Here is a 15,732-nt window from a genome sequence, read left to right as displayed (position 1 = left end):
ATAGAATTTATAACATTCGTCTAATAAATTCTAAGTATCACCTTAAGAAACGCTCCGTCTTTTAAAGACGGCGAGCCGTTTCTTCTTGCTTGAATAGTTATTGTTTTTTTACGTATGCAGCTGCATTTTTTCCAGCCATTTTTCCAGATGTATAAGCGAAGCCGAGCGTACCGCCCTCTATTGTAATATAACTATTGCCATACATCCCGCCTGCGTCATTTCCAGCCACCCATAGTCCAGGAATAGGTTTATTCTGGTCATTAACAGCCTGAATGTGCTCATTGATCTTCACTCCACCCAGTGTTCCTAGACAACGCGCTTTAGTACTGAGTGCATAGAATGGGCCCTTCTCTACGGGATGAAGATATTCCGCATCTTTAAAGAAATCCTCATCAACGCCCTTTTTGGAAAATCCATTATAACGATCAACATTAGCAGTAAATGTCTTTTCATCTACACCCATTTTACTTGCCAGCTCTGCCAGCGTATCTCCTTTTACAATAACCCCGGATTCAATCGCCTCTTCAATCACCGGCGTATAATCAAAAGGAGTAACTGTGGACTGATAGTTGGTATCCGTATCAAATGGTTCATTAAACTCCATGAAGCCTTGGTTTTTACCTTTAAACGAACTATATAAGTCAGCATATTCAATAAGACCTTTGGTCTTTACAGTCTCAATAAGTTGCTTGTCGAAAATAGCCCAGTGCACAGCATCTGGTTGTTCATAAATGACCGATGAGCCGTATGCAAAGTCAAACGCAATGTCTTCGTTGATATAACGTTCTCCACTTTTGTTCACCCATAAAAGTGGCAAAGCAGTCAAATCCCAAAGTACATAAGGATCTTTCATTTTTTCTGTCAAAGCTGGATTTGGCATGTAATGGTACCACTGTGCCAAATCTGTACCAAGCTCAGCTGCTCCAGCATCCCAAGCCATTTTTAATCCATCTCCTGTAGCAGAAGATATCAATCCTGTTCCTGCTTTTTCCCCGAAATGTTCTTTCATCATTTCAGCATTACCGCCGTATCCTCCAGTTGCGAGGATTACGGATTTAGCATGTATTTTTAATTCTCCACCATCAGCTTTTTTGGCAATAACGCCAGTAACGCTTCCTTTGTCATCCTTTATCAATTGTACTGCAGGCGTCTCGAACATGATTTTGCCGCCCTTGCTTTCAATCTGATTCCGAAGCTTTTCTAAGGCAACGGAACCGCCTTCCACATATCCATGAATAGTTGCTGGAGTACCTACTAACGCTTTTTGACCACTTTGTCCGGGATCCGTAAGCACTAATTTTGCTCCATTTTCGTTCATCCAATCGACAGTCGCTCCTGCGTTATCCATGATGGCACGAACCAATCTTGCATTCGCATGATAGTTGCTCATTTCCATGTACTTTTTAAATAACCATTCTTTATCGACTACTTTGTTCTGAACTTTTTGCTGCTGGCTATCTAACGCAAACATCCCGCCTGCCAGCGTTCCCGCACCACTAGCTACTGCCGTTTTCTCGATCAGCAGCGTGTTCGCCCCTTGCTCGACAGCTTCTAATGCAGCTGCAGTACCAGAAGCTCCTGCTCCAACAACAACAACATCAACTGTTATTCCTTCTGCCTTACCTTCTTGCTTGGTAACGGCAACCGCTTTGAGTGCTTCAGCATTTCCGCCCGCTTGTTGTACAGCATCTGCAACTGCTTCAATAATGGCTTTACTTACAACTGTCGCACCCGTTACCGCATCCACAGCTAACGATTGATGAGCTACAATATCCGTCGGAATACGTTCTGCTGCTTTTTCAAAAATTCCAGGTGTTTCACTATGTTCCTTCACTTTAACGGATGTAATGCCATCTTCCGCAAATACAACTTCAACCTTTACGGGTCCATTGTTGCCTTTGCCGACCCCTGTATAAGTCCCAGTTTTATAGCTAGCTTTTTCAGATGATGAATTCTTTGAACTATCTGTGTTACCCGTACAACCTACAACAGAAAGTAATAAAGAAAAACATAAAAACAAGCTCAAGATCATTCTACATTTCTTCATGAAAATTGCATCTCCCACTTTGTGAAATTTTGAACAATCTTACTTTAACACAGGTAACATCAACTTCAGACGTCTGCAAGAGACGTTTACTCGGCTGATTCAGACGAGTGGGAGAAGTAAGTTTAAGGATGTTACTTGACCAAAAATAAACAATTATAGATAATAAGAATATCCAACATTTTCCGACAGTTTTCATGCATTTCATAACTGCCGTGGTGATCATCTGGATTCTTAGTACCCGCGGAAAAATGTGAAAATAGGCACTTATGGGATAACTCAGGAGGTAATGATAAATGAGAACTTTTAAATGGAAATCTATAATCCTCGTACTAATTGCAATGGTGGTTCTTCCATTTGCCAGCTTCACGAACGTAGCCAAAGCAAGCTCGGAAATTTCCGTGACGATCGACAGTCGCCCCGTCTATTTCGACGTAGCTCCTCAGAGTGTCGATGGTCGTGTCATGGTACCTCTCCGTGCCATCTTCGAAAGCCTCGGAGCGACTGTCGGATGGGACGGATCCACCCAAACGATCACCGGTACCAAAGATCAGACGAAGGTCGTTCTTCGCGTAAACGACGAGAATGCGGAGGTCAACGGCAAGCCTGTTAAACTAAGCGCCGCTGCAACAAGCATCGACGGTAGAACCTTCGTCCCTGCCCGTTTCATCGCCGAGAGCTTCGGAGCCGATGTCAAGTGGGATGAGAATCGTCAACAGGTGATCATCAGCACGGGAGCGGCAGCGCCAGAAAGAAACTACTATTTCGTCTATAACAGCCAACGGGTGACTACCGAGGACTTGGCCGCAATTAATCTATATGTCAATAAGTTCGAGGATACTCGCAACATCCTGTTCGACTCCTCGAAGTACCAGACGGCCCCTCAGCTGTACGACGCCTTGAAGGCCGACCATGCCAAGCAAGGAGGGACAGTGGCTGGTGTCCAGATTTTCGGCATCGCACAGGACGTGCCGTCCTTTAGCTACACGCATAAGATCAATTTCGTCGATCCACAGGGGAAGTATTCTCATATTGAAGAAAACAAGAACGAGAAATTCGTGACCGACTTCATCTACTCCACGTTTGAGAATAATAGCATGTATTTCACTACAGATCTGAGTATCTACAAAATTTTCGACGAGAAGACGCCCGTCAGCCTGCTTCCGGAGTGGCCCGTGTCCCGACTGTTATTGACCAAGGGCGAGATCGCCGGGTATATCGACCGCTACTACAATTACCGAGAGCAGACAGACGACAAATCTGTCCCGACCGTCGCGTTCGCCAGCCCGACTTTCTTCAGGGATTGGGAGAACAGCCAAGAAGACGACATTACTTATTTCATCAAACAGCTCGGGGAGAGGTTCGGCCTTTTCAAGAACAGCGAGTACCGTCTTTATACCAATAAGCTGGGAGCAGTCGTCTCCAACCCGACAGCAGGGGATATGAACATCGACAATCTCAAGAAGGAGAACAAGGTCGGAGTCATGGACCTCTTGGTAAGCGGACACGGAGGCCCACTGGGCATCTTACAGACCGTCACACCTAAAGGCGCTAAAGAACAATTCGAACAGAAGAACCTTCCTTTCATGACGATGGAAAACATCAACGAAGTTCTTAACTCCAACTACTACACTGCGTTCTTCTGGTCCTGCATGGCTGTCGAGAGACTAAATGCTGATAATTTCGTCCACGAAGCGCTGTCAAAAGGGAAGATGATCAACCCCATCTCGGCAGTTTCATTTGTGGCCAACAACGGATCGAAGAATTACAGCGAATACTGGGACGAGAAAGCGGACACATATAAGTACCGCGATATTAAGTATGAGGAATTGAAAGAAAACAACCCTCACTATTTCGTCTACCACTATTTCGAAGGGCTTGACCAGGGCAAGACGCGCCTGCAAAGCATGCACGAAGCCAATGTTCTGTACGCGCAGGAGCTGCTGAAGCACAGGGACCCGCAGAAGGATGAAATGTTTGGAGCCAACTTCGAGTGTGGCTTTATGAACATTCTTGCTCTTCATTATCTGGGCCTGGCCGACTATGAGTAACTAGAAGAGAAGGAGCTATCGAAACGATAGCCCTTCTTTTTTTCTGGGGCGAAACTCTTCCTGGACCCGCACCCTTCTCTTGATTTAAGTCAATGAACCGTCATAACCCTCCTATTACAATGAAATTAATACAGAACACTAGGGGGTTATTTGATGGTTGCCACAAGAATACAACTAACGGATCAGCGAAAAACTGCTCTGACTGCGGGCATATCGCTTATCATCATGACACTTGCTTCATTTTTTTCATATGGCTTTGCCCATGCAAGCCTTGTGGTACAAGGAGATGCCAGCACCACATTTCATAACATCATGTCATCAAGTATGCTTTTCAAAGCTGAAATCTTTGGCTTTGTCATCATCCTGATTTGTGACATCGTGGTCGCTTGGGCTTTCTATATTTTCCTGAAGCCAATTAATAAAAGCCTTTCATTGCTCAGTGCGTGGTTCCGTATTACCTATGCGGCTATATTGGGAATAGCCATACTGAACTTGATATTTGTGCTGCTTCTCTCGAGACATACAAACAATTTATCCTCATTTAAAATCGAACAAACTCAATCACTTATGATGCTATTTTTTGAAGCATTCGAATCTATTTGGTCTATTGGTTTAATTATTTTTGGCGGGCATTTGCTGATTGTGGGCTGTGTGGCTTTCAAATCAGACGGCATACCTAAAATCATTAGTATCTTATTGTTGATTGCTGCTGTAGGCTATATTCTCATTCACCTATGTAACACGTTTATTCCACAATACGATGGGATCATTACAATACTTAAATTTGTGTTTACTGTGCCAATGATTGTAGGAGAATTAGGCTTTGGGGTATGGATGCTGTTCAAAGGCGGGAAAGTCTCTATAATGGCCTGACATCTGCTTAATTATTGTCTTTATGGACTCGTTTCTTGATTCTGCTTAATGACTCTGGGGTAATTCCGAGATAACTTGCCAATTGATGTTGGGGTACGCGATCGATTAAATGAGGTCGTTTCAGTAATAGTGACTTGAGGCGTTCTTCAGGTGTAGAAGCGATAAAAGCAGCGTATTCATCTTGTACTTGACCAAAATTTTCCTCGATCATCTTGCGTGTCATGGATTCCAATTGACCGAATTTGTTATACATGTCCTTTTCAATAGCTAGGTCGCCAACGACCAACACTGAGTCTTCAAGACACGTAAAGGTGTACTCGGATGACTTATCTTGTTTATGAGAATTGAAAATCGAGATTGCTTGCTCTTCTGTGTAAAAATTGGATGTGACCTCTTTTCCCGCTTCATTAATCGAATACTGCCTTACGCATCCCTTTAACACGAAATAACATTTAGTGGGAACATCTCCTTGTCTAAGGAGAACTGTTCCTTTTTTATATTCCTCGATAAGGATATCTTGGGCGATCGCCTGTTGTTCTTCTTCGTTAAGGGATGTAAATCTAGTCATGTACTTGAACAATATTTCTTTCATTTTTATTTCCTTTCATCTCGTAACAAAGCTAAACGGCCTCAGTCCCATGGAATTCAGGACGAACGCCGCTTAACTCATTTTTATTTTTATACTATCTACATGACGGGTTGCAATTCACGGTTTAGACCAAGCGTCTGCGCTGTAGAAGTATGAATTTCATGGATAAGCTCTGGGTTTGTCAATAGTGACACGCCATAAGAAGGAATCATTTCTTTTATTTTCGGTTCCCACTCTTTTATATATTGCGGGAAGCATTTATTTATTACCTCAAGCATGACGGAAACGGCGGTAGAAGCACCCGGAGAAGCGCCGAGCAATGCGGCTATCGATCCATCAGCGCTATTCACAACTTCCGTACCAAATTGAAGCGTTCCTTTACCACTAACAGTATCTTTAATAACTTGCACACGTTGGCCAGCTACCAACAAATCCCAATCCTCGCTTTTGGCGTTCGGAATAAACTCTCGTAACTCTTCCATCCGTTTTTCTTTCGATAACATAACTTGCTGGATTAGGTATTTTGTCAATGAAAGGTTTTTGGCACCTGCCGCCAACATCGTTGTAATATTATTCGCTTTTACAGAACCTAACAAATCAAACATTGAACCGGTTTTTAAGAACTTTGGTGAGAAGCCGGCAAACGGTCCAAAGAGCAACGATTTTTTATTATCGATAAATCTTGTATCAAGATGCGGAACAGACATTGGAGGTGCACCAACCTTAGCTTTGCCGTATACTTTGGCATGATGCTGCGCTACAACTTCCGGATTATTACACACCATAAATAGTCCACTTATCGGGAATCCGCCAATATATTTCCCTTCAGAAATACCAGATTTTTGAAGTAAAGGAAGACTTCCTCCCCCTCCGCCGATAAAGACAAATTTTGCAGTATGGCGTTCTACTTTACCAGTATCATTCCGTACTTTCAATTTCCACGAGCCATCGCTAGCACGTTTAATATCATCAACACTATGTTTGTAATGGATATCGACGTTTTTATTCTTTAAGTGGTCGAACAACATGCGCGTTAAAGCACCAAAGTTAACATCCGTGCCAGAGTCAATTTTTGTTGCTGCTAAAGGTTCATTAGGTGTACGGTCTTCCATAATAAGCGGAATCCATTCCATCAGTTTTTTCGGATCATCGGAAAATTCCATCCCTTGAAACAGAGGATTGTTTGACATCACTTCATAACGTTTTTTCAAAAACGCTACATTTTCTTCCCCTTGTACTAAACTCATATGTGATAATGGCATAATAAAATCTTGCGGATTACAAATCAGATTGTTGTTTACAAGATAAGACCAAAACTGCATTGAATCTTGAAACTGTTCATTCACTTTTATTGCTTTGCTAATATCTATGGATCCATCCGGATTTTCGGATGTGTAGTTAAGCTCGCACAGTGCAGCATGCCCCGTCCCCGCATTATTCCATTCGTTAGAGCTTTCCTCTCCTGCACTTGCTAGCTTCTCAAACACTGTAATTTTCCAGTCCGGTACTAATTCTTTCAGCATTGCCCCCAAAGTCGCACTCATGATTCCGGCACCAATTAAGATAACGTCTGTTTCGGTTTGTCTGTCGCTCATTTTTACCGTCCTTATACGCTAGTATTTAAAATATTATTTATAGATTCAGATATTTCTATTATATGATAGTTATAGGCTATTAAAAAGACGTAATTTTCAATGATGACATATTGTTGCATAAAGGAGTTACTCAATGAACTTTTTTATTATCCTGTTTATCGCTGCCGTCATCTATTTCCTTTTGATCTTTCCGACCCAATGGCTTAAGGTGGAACGTGTCCGCTACTCTTGTGGGATTGGAATCCGAGTTCTTCAAATTAGCGACCTACATGTGGAGAAACTCCGTATCAGTCCGGAAAGATTGACCCGTTTGATTCAAAAAGAAGTGCCAGATTATATTTTTCTCACTGGAGATTTTACTCAAAAATCCCGACATTTATCCAAGGTGCAGCGGTATGCTCAAGCGATTGTTAACCCCGGTTTTCCTGTTTTTGCCGTATTGGGGAATCATGATCATCGCCTAAACTTCACTGCTTTTAATCAGCTTATCCGCATTCTCGAAAGCGCGGGTATAAAAGTCCTTATCAATCGGTCCACACTTGTTGATAACTTTCAAATTGTTGGCATCGATGATTTTGGAAAATGCATTCAGGGACCCATGGCAAGTTCTACATCTCTAAAGGGATCGGTCAGGCCGGTATAAATGCTCGATTCCTAATTCGCAGTGAAGTTACTCTGCATGAACTGATTGGTCTATTTCTCAATGATTTTTCGGGGAGGGTCTTTAAAGATTTAGATTTTTGAAAGCGTATTAATTTCAGTAGAAAAGTACGTTACAATAGATTCATGAAAGAAGAACGAGGGGCATAAGAAAATGATCAATAAACTTCATGAACTCAATAAACAAAAAAAACCGCTATTCGTCATTGTGTATGACCAATTGTATAAATTAATCATGGATGGAACATTTCCTCAAGACAGCCAGCTTCCAACAGAACCCGAATTGGCCAAAAAATTTGGTGTGAGCAGAATGACATTGAGACATGCTCTGGCACTTTTGCAGGAAGATGGATTGGTTAAAAATATCCATGGAAAAGGAAATTTCATTACAAAATTTCATCAAAATAATCATATGGATGGTTTGGAGAAGTTGGGGAATCCTTTATATAAATGCTATACGGGAAAAATAGATGATATCGAACTTAATTTTCGAGTTGACCTATTAACGGACTATGCCATGCAAGTATTAAATCAACAAACGACTGCAGTTGTTGCATTGGAACGCTGGTATAAAAGTAACAATAAGATCGTAGCTTTTGCTTTTACGATGATGCCAATCGAAGCCGTTTCCGAATTAAATCTTGACTTACAAAACAATAAGCAAGTATTAGAAATGTTGGAAGACAAAGTATATGAACTCGCTAATTCCTCTAACATTGAAATTAAACGTTCGAATTCCGTCAATACTCCGTCATTAAAATACCAAATTTTTCACGGAGAGGAATGTGATTTGATTCTAGAAAGTGTATATATCAGCGATAAATACCCTGTTGCTTATAATAAATACTATATACCTATAGAATTTAGTCAAATTAAGATTAAAACATCTAAGTAACCGAATGAACAATTCATTAATTTGGAAGCGGCGTCTGGGTTGTCTGCGAGATATAGCTGTGTTACTATTCTCATTGTTATAACGTATACAAGTTTTTAGACAACTAAACAATGTTGTATATTTCGAAAATCATCATGCATGATCATGAAATCGTAACCAAAAATGTTTTGTGGTATTCATGCAAGCGCTACCTTTTTAAACATCATAGAAGGAAACAACAAAGGAGAGGAATATCGCTATGTCTACCACAACTACAGATATGAGCATGAAGAAAACTCAGGAATTTAATATTAAGAAAGCAGTGCCTATTACCCTGCTATTATTTCTATTATGTTTGATCATTGACAATTCGTTTAAGATTATTTCTGTTGATATGGCAAAGGATTTTAACATATCAGCGACAACAGTTAGCCTGCAAGCCACCCTAGCTGGCCTTGTAATTGGAATTGGTGCGGTGGTTTACGCAGCTTTGGCGGATTCCATTAGTATCAGAAAACTTTTTATCGTAGGTATCATTTTGATATGTGTCGGTTCAGTCATGGGTTACATTTTTCAACAGTCGTTTTTACTCGTTGTTATCTCACGCATTATCCAAACTGCAGGTTTAGCATCTGCCGAAACATTGTATGTGATATTTGTAACCAAACATTTACCAGCAAATGAACAAAAGAAATTTTTAGGATTAAGTACAAGCAGTTTCGCTCTTTCGCAGCTTATAGGTACATTAACTGGAGCTTACGTTTCTACGTATTTCCATTGGACAACTCTGTTTTTAATTTCTTTGGTAACCCTTTTCACTCTTCCTTTTATTATGAAATATCTTCCTAAGGAAAAAACGAAAAACAGTAATTTAGATGTATTGGGATTATTTCTAGTGGGAACCATTTCAGCAGCCCTACTACTCTATATTACCGATTTCAATTGGATTTACCTACTCTTGTTTATTGTTGCAATTACATTGTTCCTTATTTATATTACTAAGAACTCAAAAGCGTTTATTGGAATATCATTCTTTAAAAATAAACAGTTTATCTCATTGCTTGGAGTTGCTTTTGTCATTTACTCTGTGCAGTTAGCGTATATTTTCTTATTTCCTTTCTTACTTGAAAAGATATATGGTATGAAGCTCGATACTATTTCACTATTAATGATTCCAGGCTTTGTAGGAGCTACGATCGTCGGGGCTCTTTCTGGAAAAATTGCGAAGTCTCTGGGAAGCAAGCAATGTATTACAATTGCTATGTCCAGTATTATAGTCAGCTTACTATTAGGCGCATTCTTTGTACAAAGTTCTGTTGTTGTATTCGTGATATCCATGGTGTTATTCTCTAGCTCATTTGCATTCATGTATGCACCATTAATTGATTCTTGCATTCGGACGATTGATAAAGAAAAAACAGGAACAGCAGTCGGATTTTATAATTTAACACTTAATGTCGCGATGTCAATCGGAATTGCCTATACAGCAGCCATGATGGACCATTCCGCAATGCGAACAAGCTTCCTAGGGATTACGAGCAATTCGGATGCTTCCATGTTTAGTAATACCCTATTCATTCTCGCACTCATTACCCTTTTGAGTTTAGCTCTGTACTGGGTATTCGTAGGACGAAAAGCGACTAAATAGATTACGTTTCGGACAAACCCCACTGGATATTGCAAGAGCAAGGGAAGAAGAAGCCATGATCGAGCTGCTCAGCTAAAATAATAAACCTAAAAAGCGAACGCTCTTTCCTAAGAGTGTTCGCTTTTTTGATCCACAATTTATTCAAATTGGCTTATCAACGCCAGTGCCTCTTCATGGTCAGGCTCAAGTTCTAATAACTTTCGCGTGTACTGCAATGCCTCTTCGTCTAATTGTAACTCGATACAACAAATGGCCAGACAATAAAATACGGTTGATGCGATCTGATCCTGGTCCGAATGCATCGATATTTCTAAAAACCGCTTAGAATCTTCGTACTTTTCCATCTCAAACAGGATCAATCCAGCATCAAGTGCTAAGTCATAGCGCTGCTCCATGACGTAATACGATGACCACATGATCTGAATGCCTCTTAATATATCCAACATTTCTTCATCGTTTGCATCTGGCAGCAGACTATAGATCTGCTTCTTACTCTGAATCAAAAATTCCGCATCATATCCACCTAAACGCCAAAAACTTAATATTTGCTGTAGTTGCATGCTATCTATATTGCGATCTACCCATTCCTTCATACTAAAAAAATCGTCCGGCCCAAAGCGTTCAATAAATCGACGATAAGCTAATCTTGTATTCGCATAATCCTTCGGCATATCCAAATTGAGAACACAACCCACATTTATGTTCTTATAGTGATGCGGGGGAAATAAAGCCGTAGCTCCTCTTTGTTCATAATAATACTGAATGGCATGGTAGTTTGCTGTTAAAGAAAAACTTCCGTGTAGAACCAACTCTGGCGGTTCTGAGAATCTCCAATTATCAAGCAAGTGATCCCCTTTATCAGCTGTTATTAATAGAAATCCCGTCTGAGACAACCGATTCAAACGTTCCAAACAAATCAATCCCGCGACAGGAAATAAAATATGCGAGTCTTCTAATTCTTCCTGATACATGGCAATGACATCACGATAAGGATAGTTCTCTTGTTCATACTCAGGTGCCCGTCGATGCTCATAATGTAAAGATATTTGATTTAATGCTTCTGACGGTTGAAGTGAATCCATTTGCTCAGGACTATCGACAATAACATCCACTTCGTAAATTTGACCATTCCCGACATAAATCAACTCTTGTGGAATACTATCAAAGAAGTAATTCGCAACAATGATTAAGGGCTGTTTTAAATCCCCTTCACTAATGGTTGTGTCAGCTATAACCAGGTCCAGAGCTGTATCATGAAGAGCATCAAATCGCGCAAAATCAAGTAATCCTTCGGCAATAAAAGACTGTAAAGCGGGATGCTCCTTCCAAGCTAACACATTGTTCATTGCCAAATCGGTCATAATGTAACGGAACGGAGGTAGTGCTATCCCCACATAATCTCTCAACCGACACAACTCAAGTAACACGTGGTAAGCCAGACGTCCCGCTCCTGCTCCAAGCTCCACAATCCAAACAGGCTCTGATCGATATTCCTGACTAGCCCGATCTTGAAGAAATCCAAATATCATTTCTGCATAGGAAGTCGCGATCATCGGATTACTCGTTATATATTGAGGAACTTGGCCATTATTCCAAGCCTTCATTCCTTCTTCTTCATAATAAGTCCGCTGCAGATCCCAAATTGGCGCTTCGCTAAAGCGGTAACGTTGTTCTTTATTATCTCTCATTCACTCTTATCCTGCTTCTGCTAGTTATTGACTACATGTAAATCACATTAGTCTTCTTGCCTGCAATCATAACCTATTTTACGTTCAATCCCTAATTCTATTCTGCCAGAATGGGACTGAAAGATGCCCCTAATTAAGATGAAATATTATGACTAAAAAATAGCCCAAAATTGATAAGAGCACCGAGCCAATAAATCCTGCAGCAAATGCTTTCATCCCAAGTTTTCTAAAGGTCTTGATTTCGACACTTAACCCAAGCCCAGCCATAGCCATTGCAATTAATAGATATGCAATATTTACAATAGCGTTAGCCACTGTTTCAGAAACAATACCTAAAGTATTAAATCCACTCATTGCAATGAACCCTAAAATGAACCAAGGAATAATAGATAAGGATATTTTCTTCTCATTGCTTTCTTTGTCTTGTCTTTGGGCTATATATCCAATAATAAGGGCTACTGGTACCAATAGGGCAACACGTGTTAGTTTAACTATAACTGCTATATCAACTGCGGTATTCCCACCAGCCGCAGCTGCAGCTATTACATGTGCTATTTCATGTAATGTTCCACCAGCAAATACACCATATCCTTTTTCAGTTAAGTTCATAATAGGATATAATCCTGTATAGACCAATGTGAATATCGTTCCTAATATAGCAACCGTTGCCGCCCCTACAGCTGTTTCTTCTTCTTTCGCCTTTATTTGAGGAGCAATTGCAACTACGGCAGCAGCCCCACAAATTGCTGTACCACATGCAGTAAGGATACCAAGTTTCTTCTCTACACCAAACAAACGAGTCAATCCATAGACTACTATAAGTGCAAATACAATATTAATGACAGCAATTATAAATACACTTGATCCAGCGTGATAAATATCTGCTAAATTTAGCCTCATACCCAAAAGGATAATTCCTGCTCTAAGCAGTTTTTTACTCGAAAAGGACACACCAAGATGGGTATTCTCCCGAAGACCAAATACGAATCTCCAAATCATTCCTATTACAATGGCTATAACTAGCTGCCCCATAATTGACAAGAATGGAAATCCAGATAAGTATTTTGCAACTATTGCTATAAGTAATGTAATACCAATCCCTTTCATAAAGGGTTTTGTTAGTAGTTTTTTTGACTGACTTTCAATTGCTGTAATCATTGATGTCACTTCCTTATCTTTTGCTGTTATTCATACTTTATAAATAATGTAATCATTAGTAAAATATATATAAATAATTATTACTATTAGTATTATTAATGATAAGGTGGCGATCTTGTTGTACTATGATGCTTTAAAAACTTTTGTTACACTTGCAGAATTGAAAAATTTCACTAAGGCTTCTGAAGTACTTCATATTTCGCAGCCCAGTGTAAGTTTACATATTAAGAATTTAGAAAAGGAATTTCAAACGGAATTATTTATTCGTTCTCCCAGACATGTTCAAATTACGCCTACCGGAAGTATCTTGTACAATCGCGCAAAACAAATGATCTCCATTTACGAAAATACAAGAGAAGATATTCTAGAACATCATAATTCCGTACAAGGAGAATTAATAATTGGAACAAGTTTTACAATTGGCGAGTATATATTGCCATCCTTTCTATTTAAACTTCAAAGAGATTTTCCAGAACTTGAACTTAAAGTAGTAATTGGGAATACAGAAGAAATTGTTCAAAATGTTCGTTTGTTTCAGGTAGACATTGGTTTAATTGAAGGTCAAACGAATGAAAAGGAATTGTCTATCCATTCTTTTATGCAAGATGAACTGTTTATTATTTCTTCTCCTAGTAACTCAAGTTTAAAGGGAGACATTACATGGAATGACCTTCAGAATCATACGTGGATAACAAGAGAGGAAGGGTCTGGTACACGTGAATATTTAAATCACATTATTCGTTCGAATGGATTAAAAGTAAAATCACTTCTCACTATAAGCAGTAATCAAGGGATAAAGGAAAGTGTTATGCAAGGGATGGGAATATCTCTCCTCTCCCGTAGTGCTATAAAGAGGGAATTAAACCATGGAGACCTATCAATCGTTCGGTTAGAGAACCAATCTTTTACTCGAGCTTTTTCCTATATATTTTCTCCCGTCATGAAAAATAAAAGAAGTGTTGAGGCTTTCATTAATTTAATTCGTTCTAAATAGCCTAATTAGAATGCTGGGTGGCCAGCGTTCCGTATAGCATCTTTTGCTGCGAGCTGACCTGTGTGACACCGGAAAAATGCCCTATAACTAGATTACATAGTCATAGGGCATTCTTGAGTATCTTGTCGTTAAATTTTCTCGGCCGACATTCGCGTCCTAATCCTTTAATCCCTTTCCATCCAGGATTTGTTGCATATATTTTTCAACCCTTGACTCTCGGGTTTTGGATTGTTTAGGTTCAGAAAAATAGAGTATGTACGCTCTTTGCCGTCCAGGCGTCAATGCTTCAAAAGCAGTTTTCAAGGCAGGATTCTCATCGAGTTTATTTTGGAATTCTTCAGGAATTACATATTCTGTATGCTCTTTATAATTCACTTCCAAACCAGCTTTTTCAACTTCAATGGCTTCATAGATATAGTCTTTCAAGATGCTTTCCATTTCAACGATTTCTTGAAGATTGGTGAACCGAATCTGGCGTGCCGCCTGTACATTCTCCGTTTGTTGGATTAGAATTCCATGGGTATCCTGTAACAAGGCACCTTTGTGAAACAGAAGCGCACAATATTCTTTAAATCCATGTATTAAAACGATGTTCTTATTCTCAAACGTGTAACAAGGATGCATCCATTTAAATTCTTCGGTCAGTTCACAGTCAAGGACGATATCTCTCAACTTCTCATATTCTTTCTTCCACTTTTTGGACTTACTTAAATATTCATCAACCTTAGGATTCATTTTACTATCTGACATTAAGGAACACCCCTCTTCAACATCATATTGTCTTTTCAAAATAAGCCGTTCAACACCTTACATGTTTGCGTTTGAAACCGACCTTCCCTTTTTCTACCATCTTTTTTATATTAACGGAAGCGTTCAAGAGCTTGCTTTTTGCAGTACCCGGATTAACTTCTACCGGACCTACTTCCGTGGCGACTTCGACCGCCTTATCATGAAGTGGCAGATAGGATACCGCCACAGTATATATGAAATAGTTCATCGCGTATTTCGTGCGTTCGGGGGCATCATGAATTGTACTTTTGATAAGTTCAAACATATCAGCGATTTTCTCTTCGGAAAATTCACTGTCCGGACGATTACCGAGCAGCCAGCAATAACAGCTCCAGCCCGCCGACATTTTCAGCTCTTCCCCGCTTGCTATCCATTTATCGGACACTTCTTGCGCAATATCCGTTTCTGCCAAAGTTACTGCTACCACAAAATCCGATAGCATATAAAAATAAGCTCCATCCATCCATCGTTCAAAATCCGCCTCAGACATTGCTTTCGGATCGGCGATCATCCCTGCAAAGTACATGGCGTCATAATTCCCTGTGGCATAAAGCTGCTCGGCCAATGGTTGATTGAGCTTGATTTTCCTGAACATAGGCTTCATCTCGCCTGTGGCCACACCAAAAAGCGGTTCCTGCGCGCCATTCGATTGGTATATCTTCTTGGTCCGTTCCTTACCGAGAGCTTCAAGTTCTTGCATGACCGATTCTAGATTCATTATTTGCACTCCTTTTGGATGGTTTGTCCTTAGAGATAAGCCGTCTTTAAT

General features: G+C 40.1%; 13 protein-coding genes. 6 read left to right on the top strand and 7 right to left on the bottom strand.

Annotated elements, in window-relative coordinates; genetic code table 11:
- Positions 1-97: 97 nt before the first annotated feature.
- Complete coding sequence (locus tag AC1DOK_RS03025) at positions 98-2,047, bottom strand: FAD-dependent oxidoreductase (protein WP_477552755.1); 1,950 nt, start codon at positions 2,045-2,047, stop codon at positions 98-100.
- A 293-nt stretch (positions 2,048-2,340) separates the two neighbouring features.
- On the opposite strand from AC1DOK_RS03025, the gene AC1DOK_RS03020 reads away from it, so the two are divergent.
- Together AC1DOK_RS03020 and AC1DOK_RS03015 are read left to right on the top strand one after the other, a co-directional pair.
- Positions 2,341-4,095 carry a copper amine oxidase N-terminal domain-containing protein gene (locus AC1DOK_RS03020; RefSeq protein WP_477552754.1) on the top strand — a complete coding sequence of 585 codons (1,755 nt, stop codon included), beginning with the start codon at positions 2,341-2,343 and terminating at the stop codon, positions 4,093-4,095.
- Between the two features lie 153 nt (positions 4,096-4,248).
- Positions 4,249-4,968 (top strand): DUF4386 domain-containing protein, encoded by a 720-nt coding sequence (locus tag AC1DOK_RS03015; RefSeq protein ID WP_477552753.1) that lies wholly within the window; start codon positions 4,249-4,251, stop codon positions 4,966-4,968.
- Between the two features lie 7 nt (positions 4,969-4,975).
- On the opposite strand, the gene AC1DOK_RS03010 is transcribed toward AC1DOK_RS03015, so the two are convergent.
- Positions 4,976-5,560: a Crp/Fnr family transcriptional regulator gene (locus AC1DOK_RS03010; RefSeq protein ID WP_477552752.1), complete on the bottom strand. Its 585-nt coding sequence runs from the start codon at positions 5,558-5,560 to the stop codon at positions 4,976-4,978.
- Between the two features lie 95 nt (positions 5,561-5,655).
- Positions 5,656-7,152: a malate dehydrogenase (quinone) gene (gene mqo, locus AC1DOK_RS03005; protein ID WP_477552751.1), complete on the bottom strand. Its 1,497-nt coding sequence runs from the start codon at positions 7,150-7,152 to the stop codon at positions 5,656-5,658.
- 133 nt (positions 7,153-7,285) lie between these two features.
- On the opposite strand from mqo, the gene AC1DOK_RS03000 reads away from it, so the two are divergent.
- The 3 genes from AC1DOK_RS03000 (at position 7,286) to AC1DOK_RS02990 (ending at position 10,334) form a co-directional block, all read left to right on the top strand.
- Complete coding sequence (locus AC1DOK_RS03000; RefSeq protein WP_477552750.1) at positions 7,286-7,795, top strand: metallophosphoesterase; 510 nt, start codon at positions 7,286-7,288, stop codon at positions 7,793-7,795.
- Positions 7,796-7,966: 171 nt separating this feature from the next.
- Positions 7,967-8,707 (top strand): GntR family transcriptional regulator, encoded by a 741-nt coding sequence (locus tag AC1DOK_RS02995; protein ID WP_477552749.1) that lies wholly within the window; start codon positions 7,967-7,969, stop codon positions 8,705-8,707.
- A gap of 238 nt (positions 8,708-8,945) precedes the next feature.
- Positions 8,946-10,334: an MFS transporter gene (locus tag AC1DOK_RS02990; RefSeq protein ID WP_477552748.1), complete on the top strand. Its 1,389-nt coding sequence runs from the start codon at positions 8,946-8,948 to the stop codon at positions 10,332-10,334.
- 137 nt (positions 10,335-10,471) lie between these two features.
- On the opposite strand, the gene AC1DOK_RS02985 is transcribed toward AC1DOK_RS02990, so the two are convergent.
- Positions 10,472-12,022, bottom strand: a complete 1,551-nt coding sequence (locus tag AC1DOK_RS02985; protein ID WP_477552747.1) for an SAM-dependent methyltransferase — start codon at positions 12,020-12,022, stop codon at positions 10,472-10,474.
- A 129-nt stretch (positions 12,023-12,151) separates the two neighbouring features.
- On the bottom strand, positions 12,152-13,180 hold the full coding sequence (locus tag AC1DOK_RS02980; RefSeq protein ID WP_477552746.1) for a YeiH family protein: 1,029 nt from the start codon (positions 13,178-13,180) through the stop codon (positions 12,152-12,154).
- Positions 13,181-13,298: 118 nt separating this feature from the next.
- Here AC1DOK_RS02980 and AC1DOK_RS02975 point away from each other — a divergent pair, with 118 nt between their 5' ends.
- Complete coding sequence (locus tag AC1DOK_RS02975) at positions 13,299-14,174, top strand: LysR family transcriptional regulator (protein WP_477552745.1); 876 nt, start codon at positions 13,299-13,301, stop codon at positions 14,172-14,174.
- A gap of 156 nt (positions 14,175-14,330) precedes the next feature.
- Here the strand turns inward: AC1DOK_RS02975 and AC1DOK_RS02970 are convergent, their stop codons facing one another.
- Both AC1DOK_RS02970 and AC1DOK_RS02965 read right to left on the bottom strand, forming a co-directional pair.
- Positions 14,331-14,924, bottom strand: a complete 594-nt coding sequence (locus AC1DOK_RS02970; protein ID WP_477552744.1) for a YdeI/OmpD-associated family protein — start codon at positions 14,922-14,924, stop codon at positions 14,331-14,333.
- Between the two features lie 49 nt (positions 14,925-14,973).
- Positions 14,974-15,681: a DNA alkylation repair protein gene (locus tag AC1DOK_RS02965; RefSeq protein ID WP_477552743.1), complete on the bottom strand. Its 708-nt coding sequence runs from the start codon at positions 15,679-15,681 to the stop codon at positions 14,974-14,976.
- Positions 15,682-15,732: the final 51 nt, after the last annotated feature.

The sequence above is a fragment of the Paenibacillus sp. P5_B5 genome (genome assembly GCF_056400365.1).
Note: the sequence above shows the minus strand (reverse complement) of the source record. Positions and strands in the feature narration are given on the sequence as shown.

What these genes read in the sequence shown, in the direction of transcription:
- AC1DOK_RS03025 (WP_477552755.1), bottom strand. Translation starts at nt 2,047, where the DNA reads ATGAAGAAATGTAGAATGATCTTGAGCTTGTTTTTATGTTTTTCTTTA.
- AC1DOK_RS03020 (WP_477552754.1), top strand. Translation starts at nt 2,341, where the DNA reads ATGAGAACTTTTAAATGGAAATCTATAATCCTCGTACTAATTGCAATG.
- AC1DOK_RS03015 (WP_477552753.1), top strand. Translation starts at nt 4,249, where the DNA reads ATGGTTGCCACAAGAATACAACTAACGGATCAGCGAAAAACTGCTCTG.
- AC1DOK_RS03010 (WP_477552752.1), bottom strand. Translation starts at nt 5,560, where the DNA reads ATGAAAGAAATATTGTTCAAGTACATGACTAGATTTACATCCCTTAAC.
- mqo (WP_477552751.1), bottom strand. Translation starts at nt 7,152, where the DNA reads ATGAGCGACAGACAAACCGAAACAGACGTTATCTTAATTGGTGCCGGA.
- AC1DOK_RS03000 (WP_477552750.1), top strand. Translation starts at nt 7,286, where the DNA reads ATGAACTTTTTTATTATCCTGTTTATCGCTGCCGTCATCTATTTCCTT.
- AC1DOK_RS02995 (WP_477552749.1), top strand. Translation starts at nt 7,967, where the DNA reads ATGATCAATAAACTTCATGAACTCAATAAACAAAAAAAACCGCTATTC.
- AC1DOK_RS02990 (WP_477552748.1), top strand. Translation starts at nt 8,946, where the DNA reads ATGTCTACCACAACTACAGATATGAGCATGAAGAAAACTCAGGAATTT.
- AC1DOK_RS02985 (WP_477552747.1), bottom strand. Translation starts at nt 12,022, where the DNA reads ATGAGAGATAATAAAGAACAACGTTACCGCTTTAGCGAAGCGCCAATT.
- AC1DOK_RS02980 (WP_477552746.1), bottom strand. Translation starts at nt 13,180, where the DNA reads ATGATTACAGCAATTGAAAGTCAGTCAAAAAAACTACTAACAAAACCC.
- AC1DOK_RS02970 (WP_477552744.1), bottom strand. Translation starts at nt 14,924, where the DNA reads ATGTCAGATAGTAAAATGAATCCTAAGGTTGATGAATATTTAAGTAAG.
- AC1DOK_RS02965 (WP_477552743.1), bottom strand. Translation starts at nt 15,681, where the DNA reads ATGAATCTAGAATCGGTCATGCAAGAACTTGAAGCTCTCGGTAAGGAA.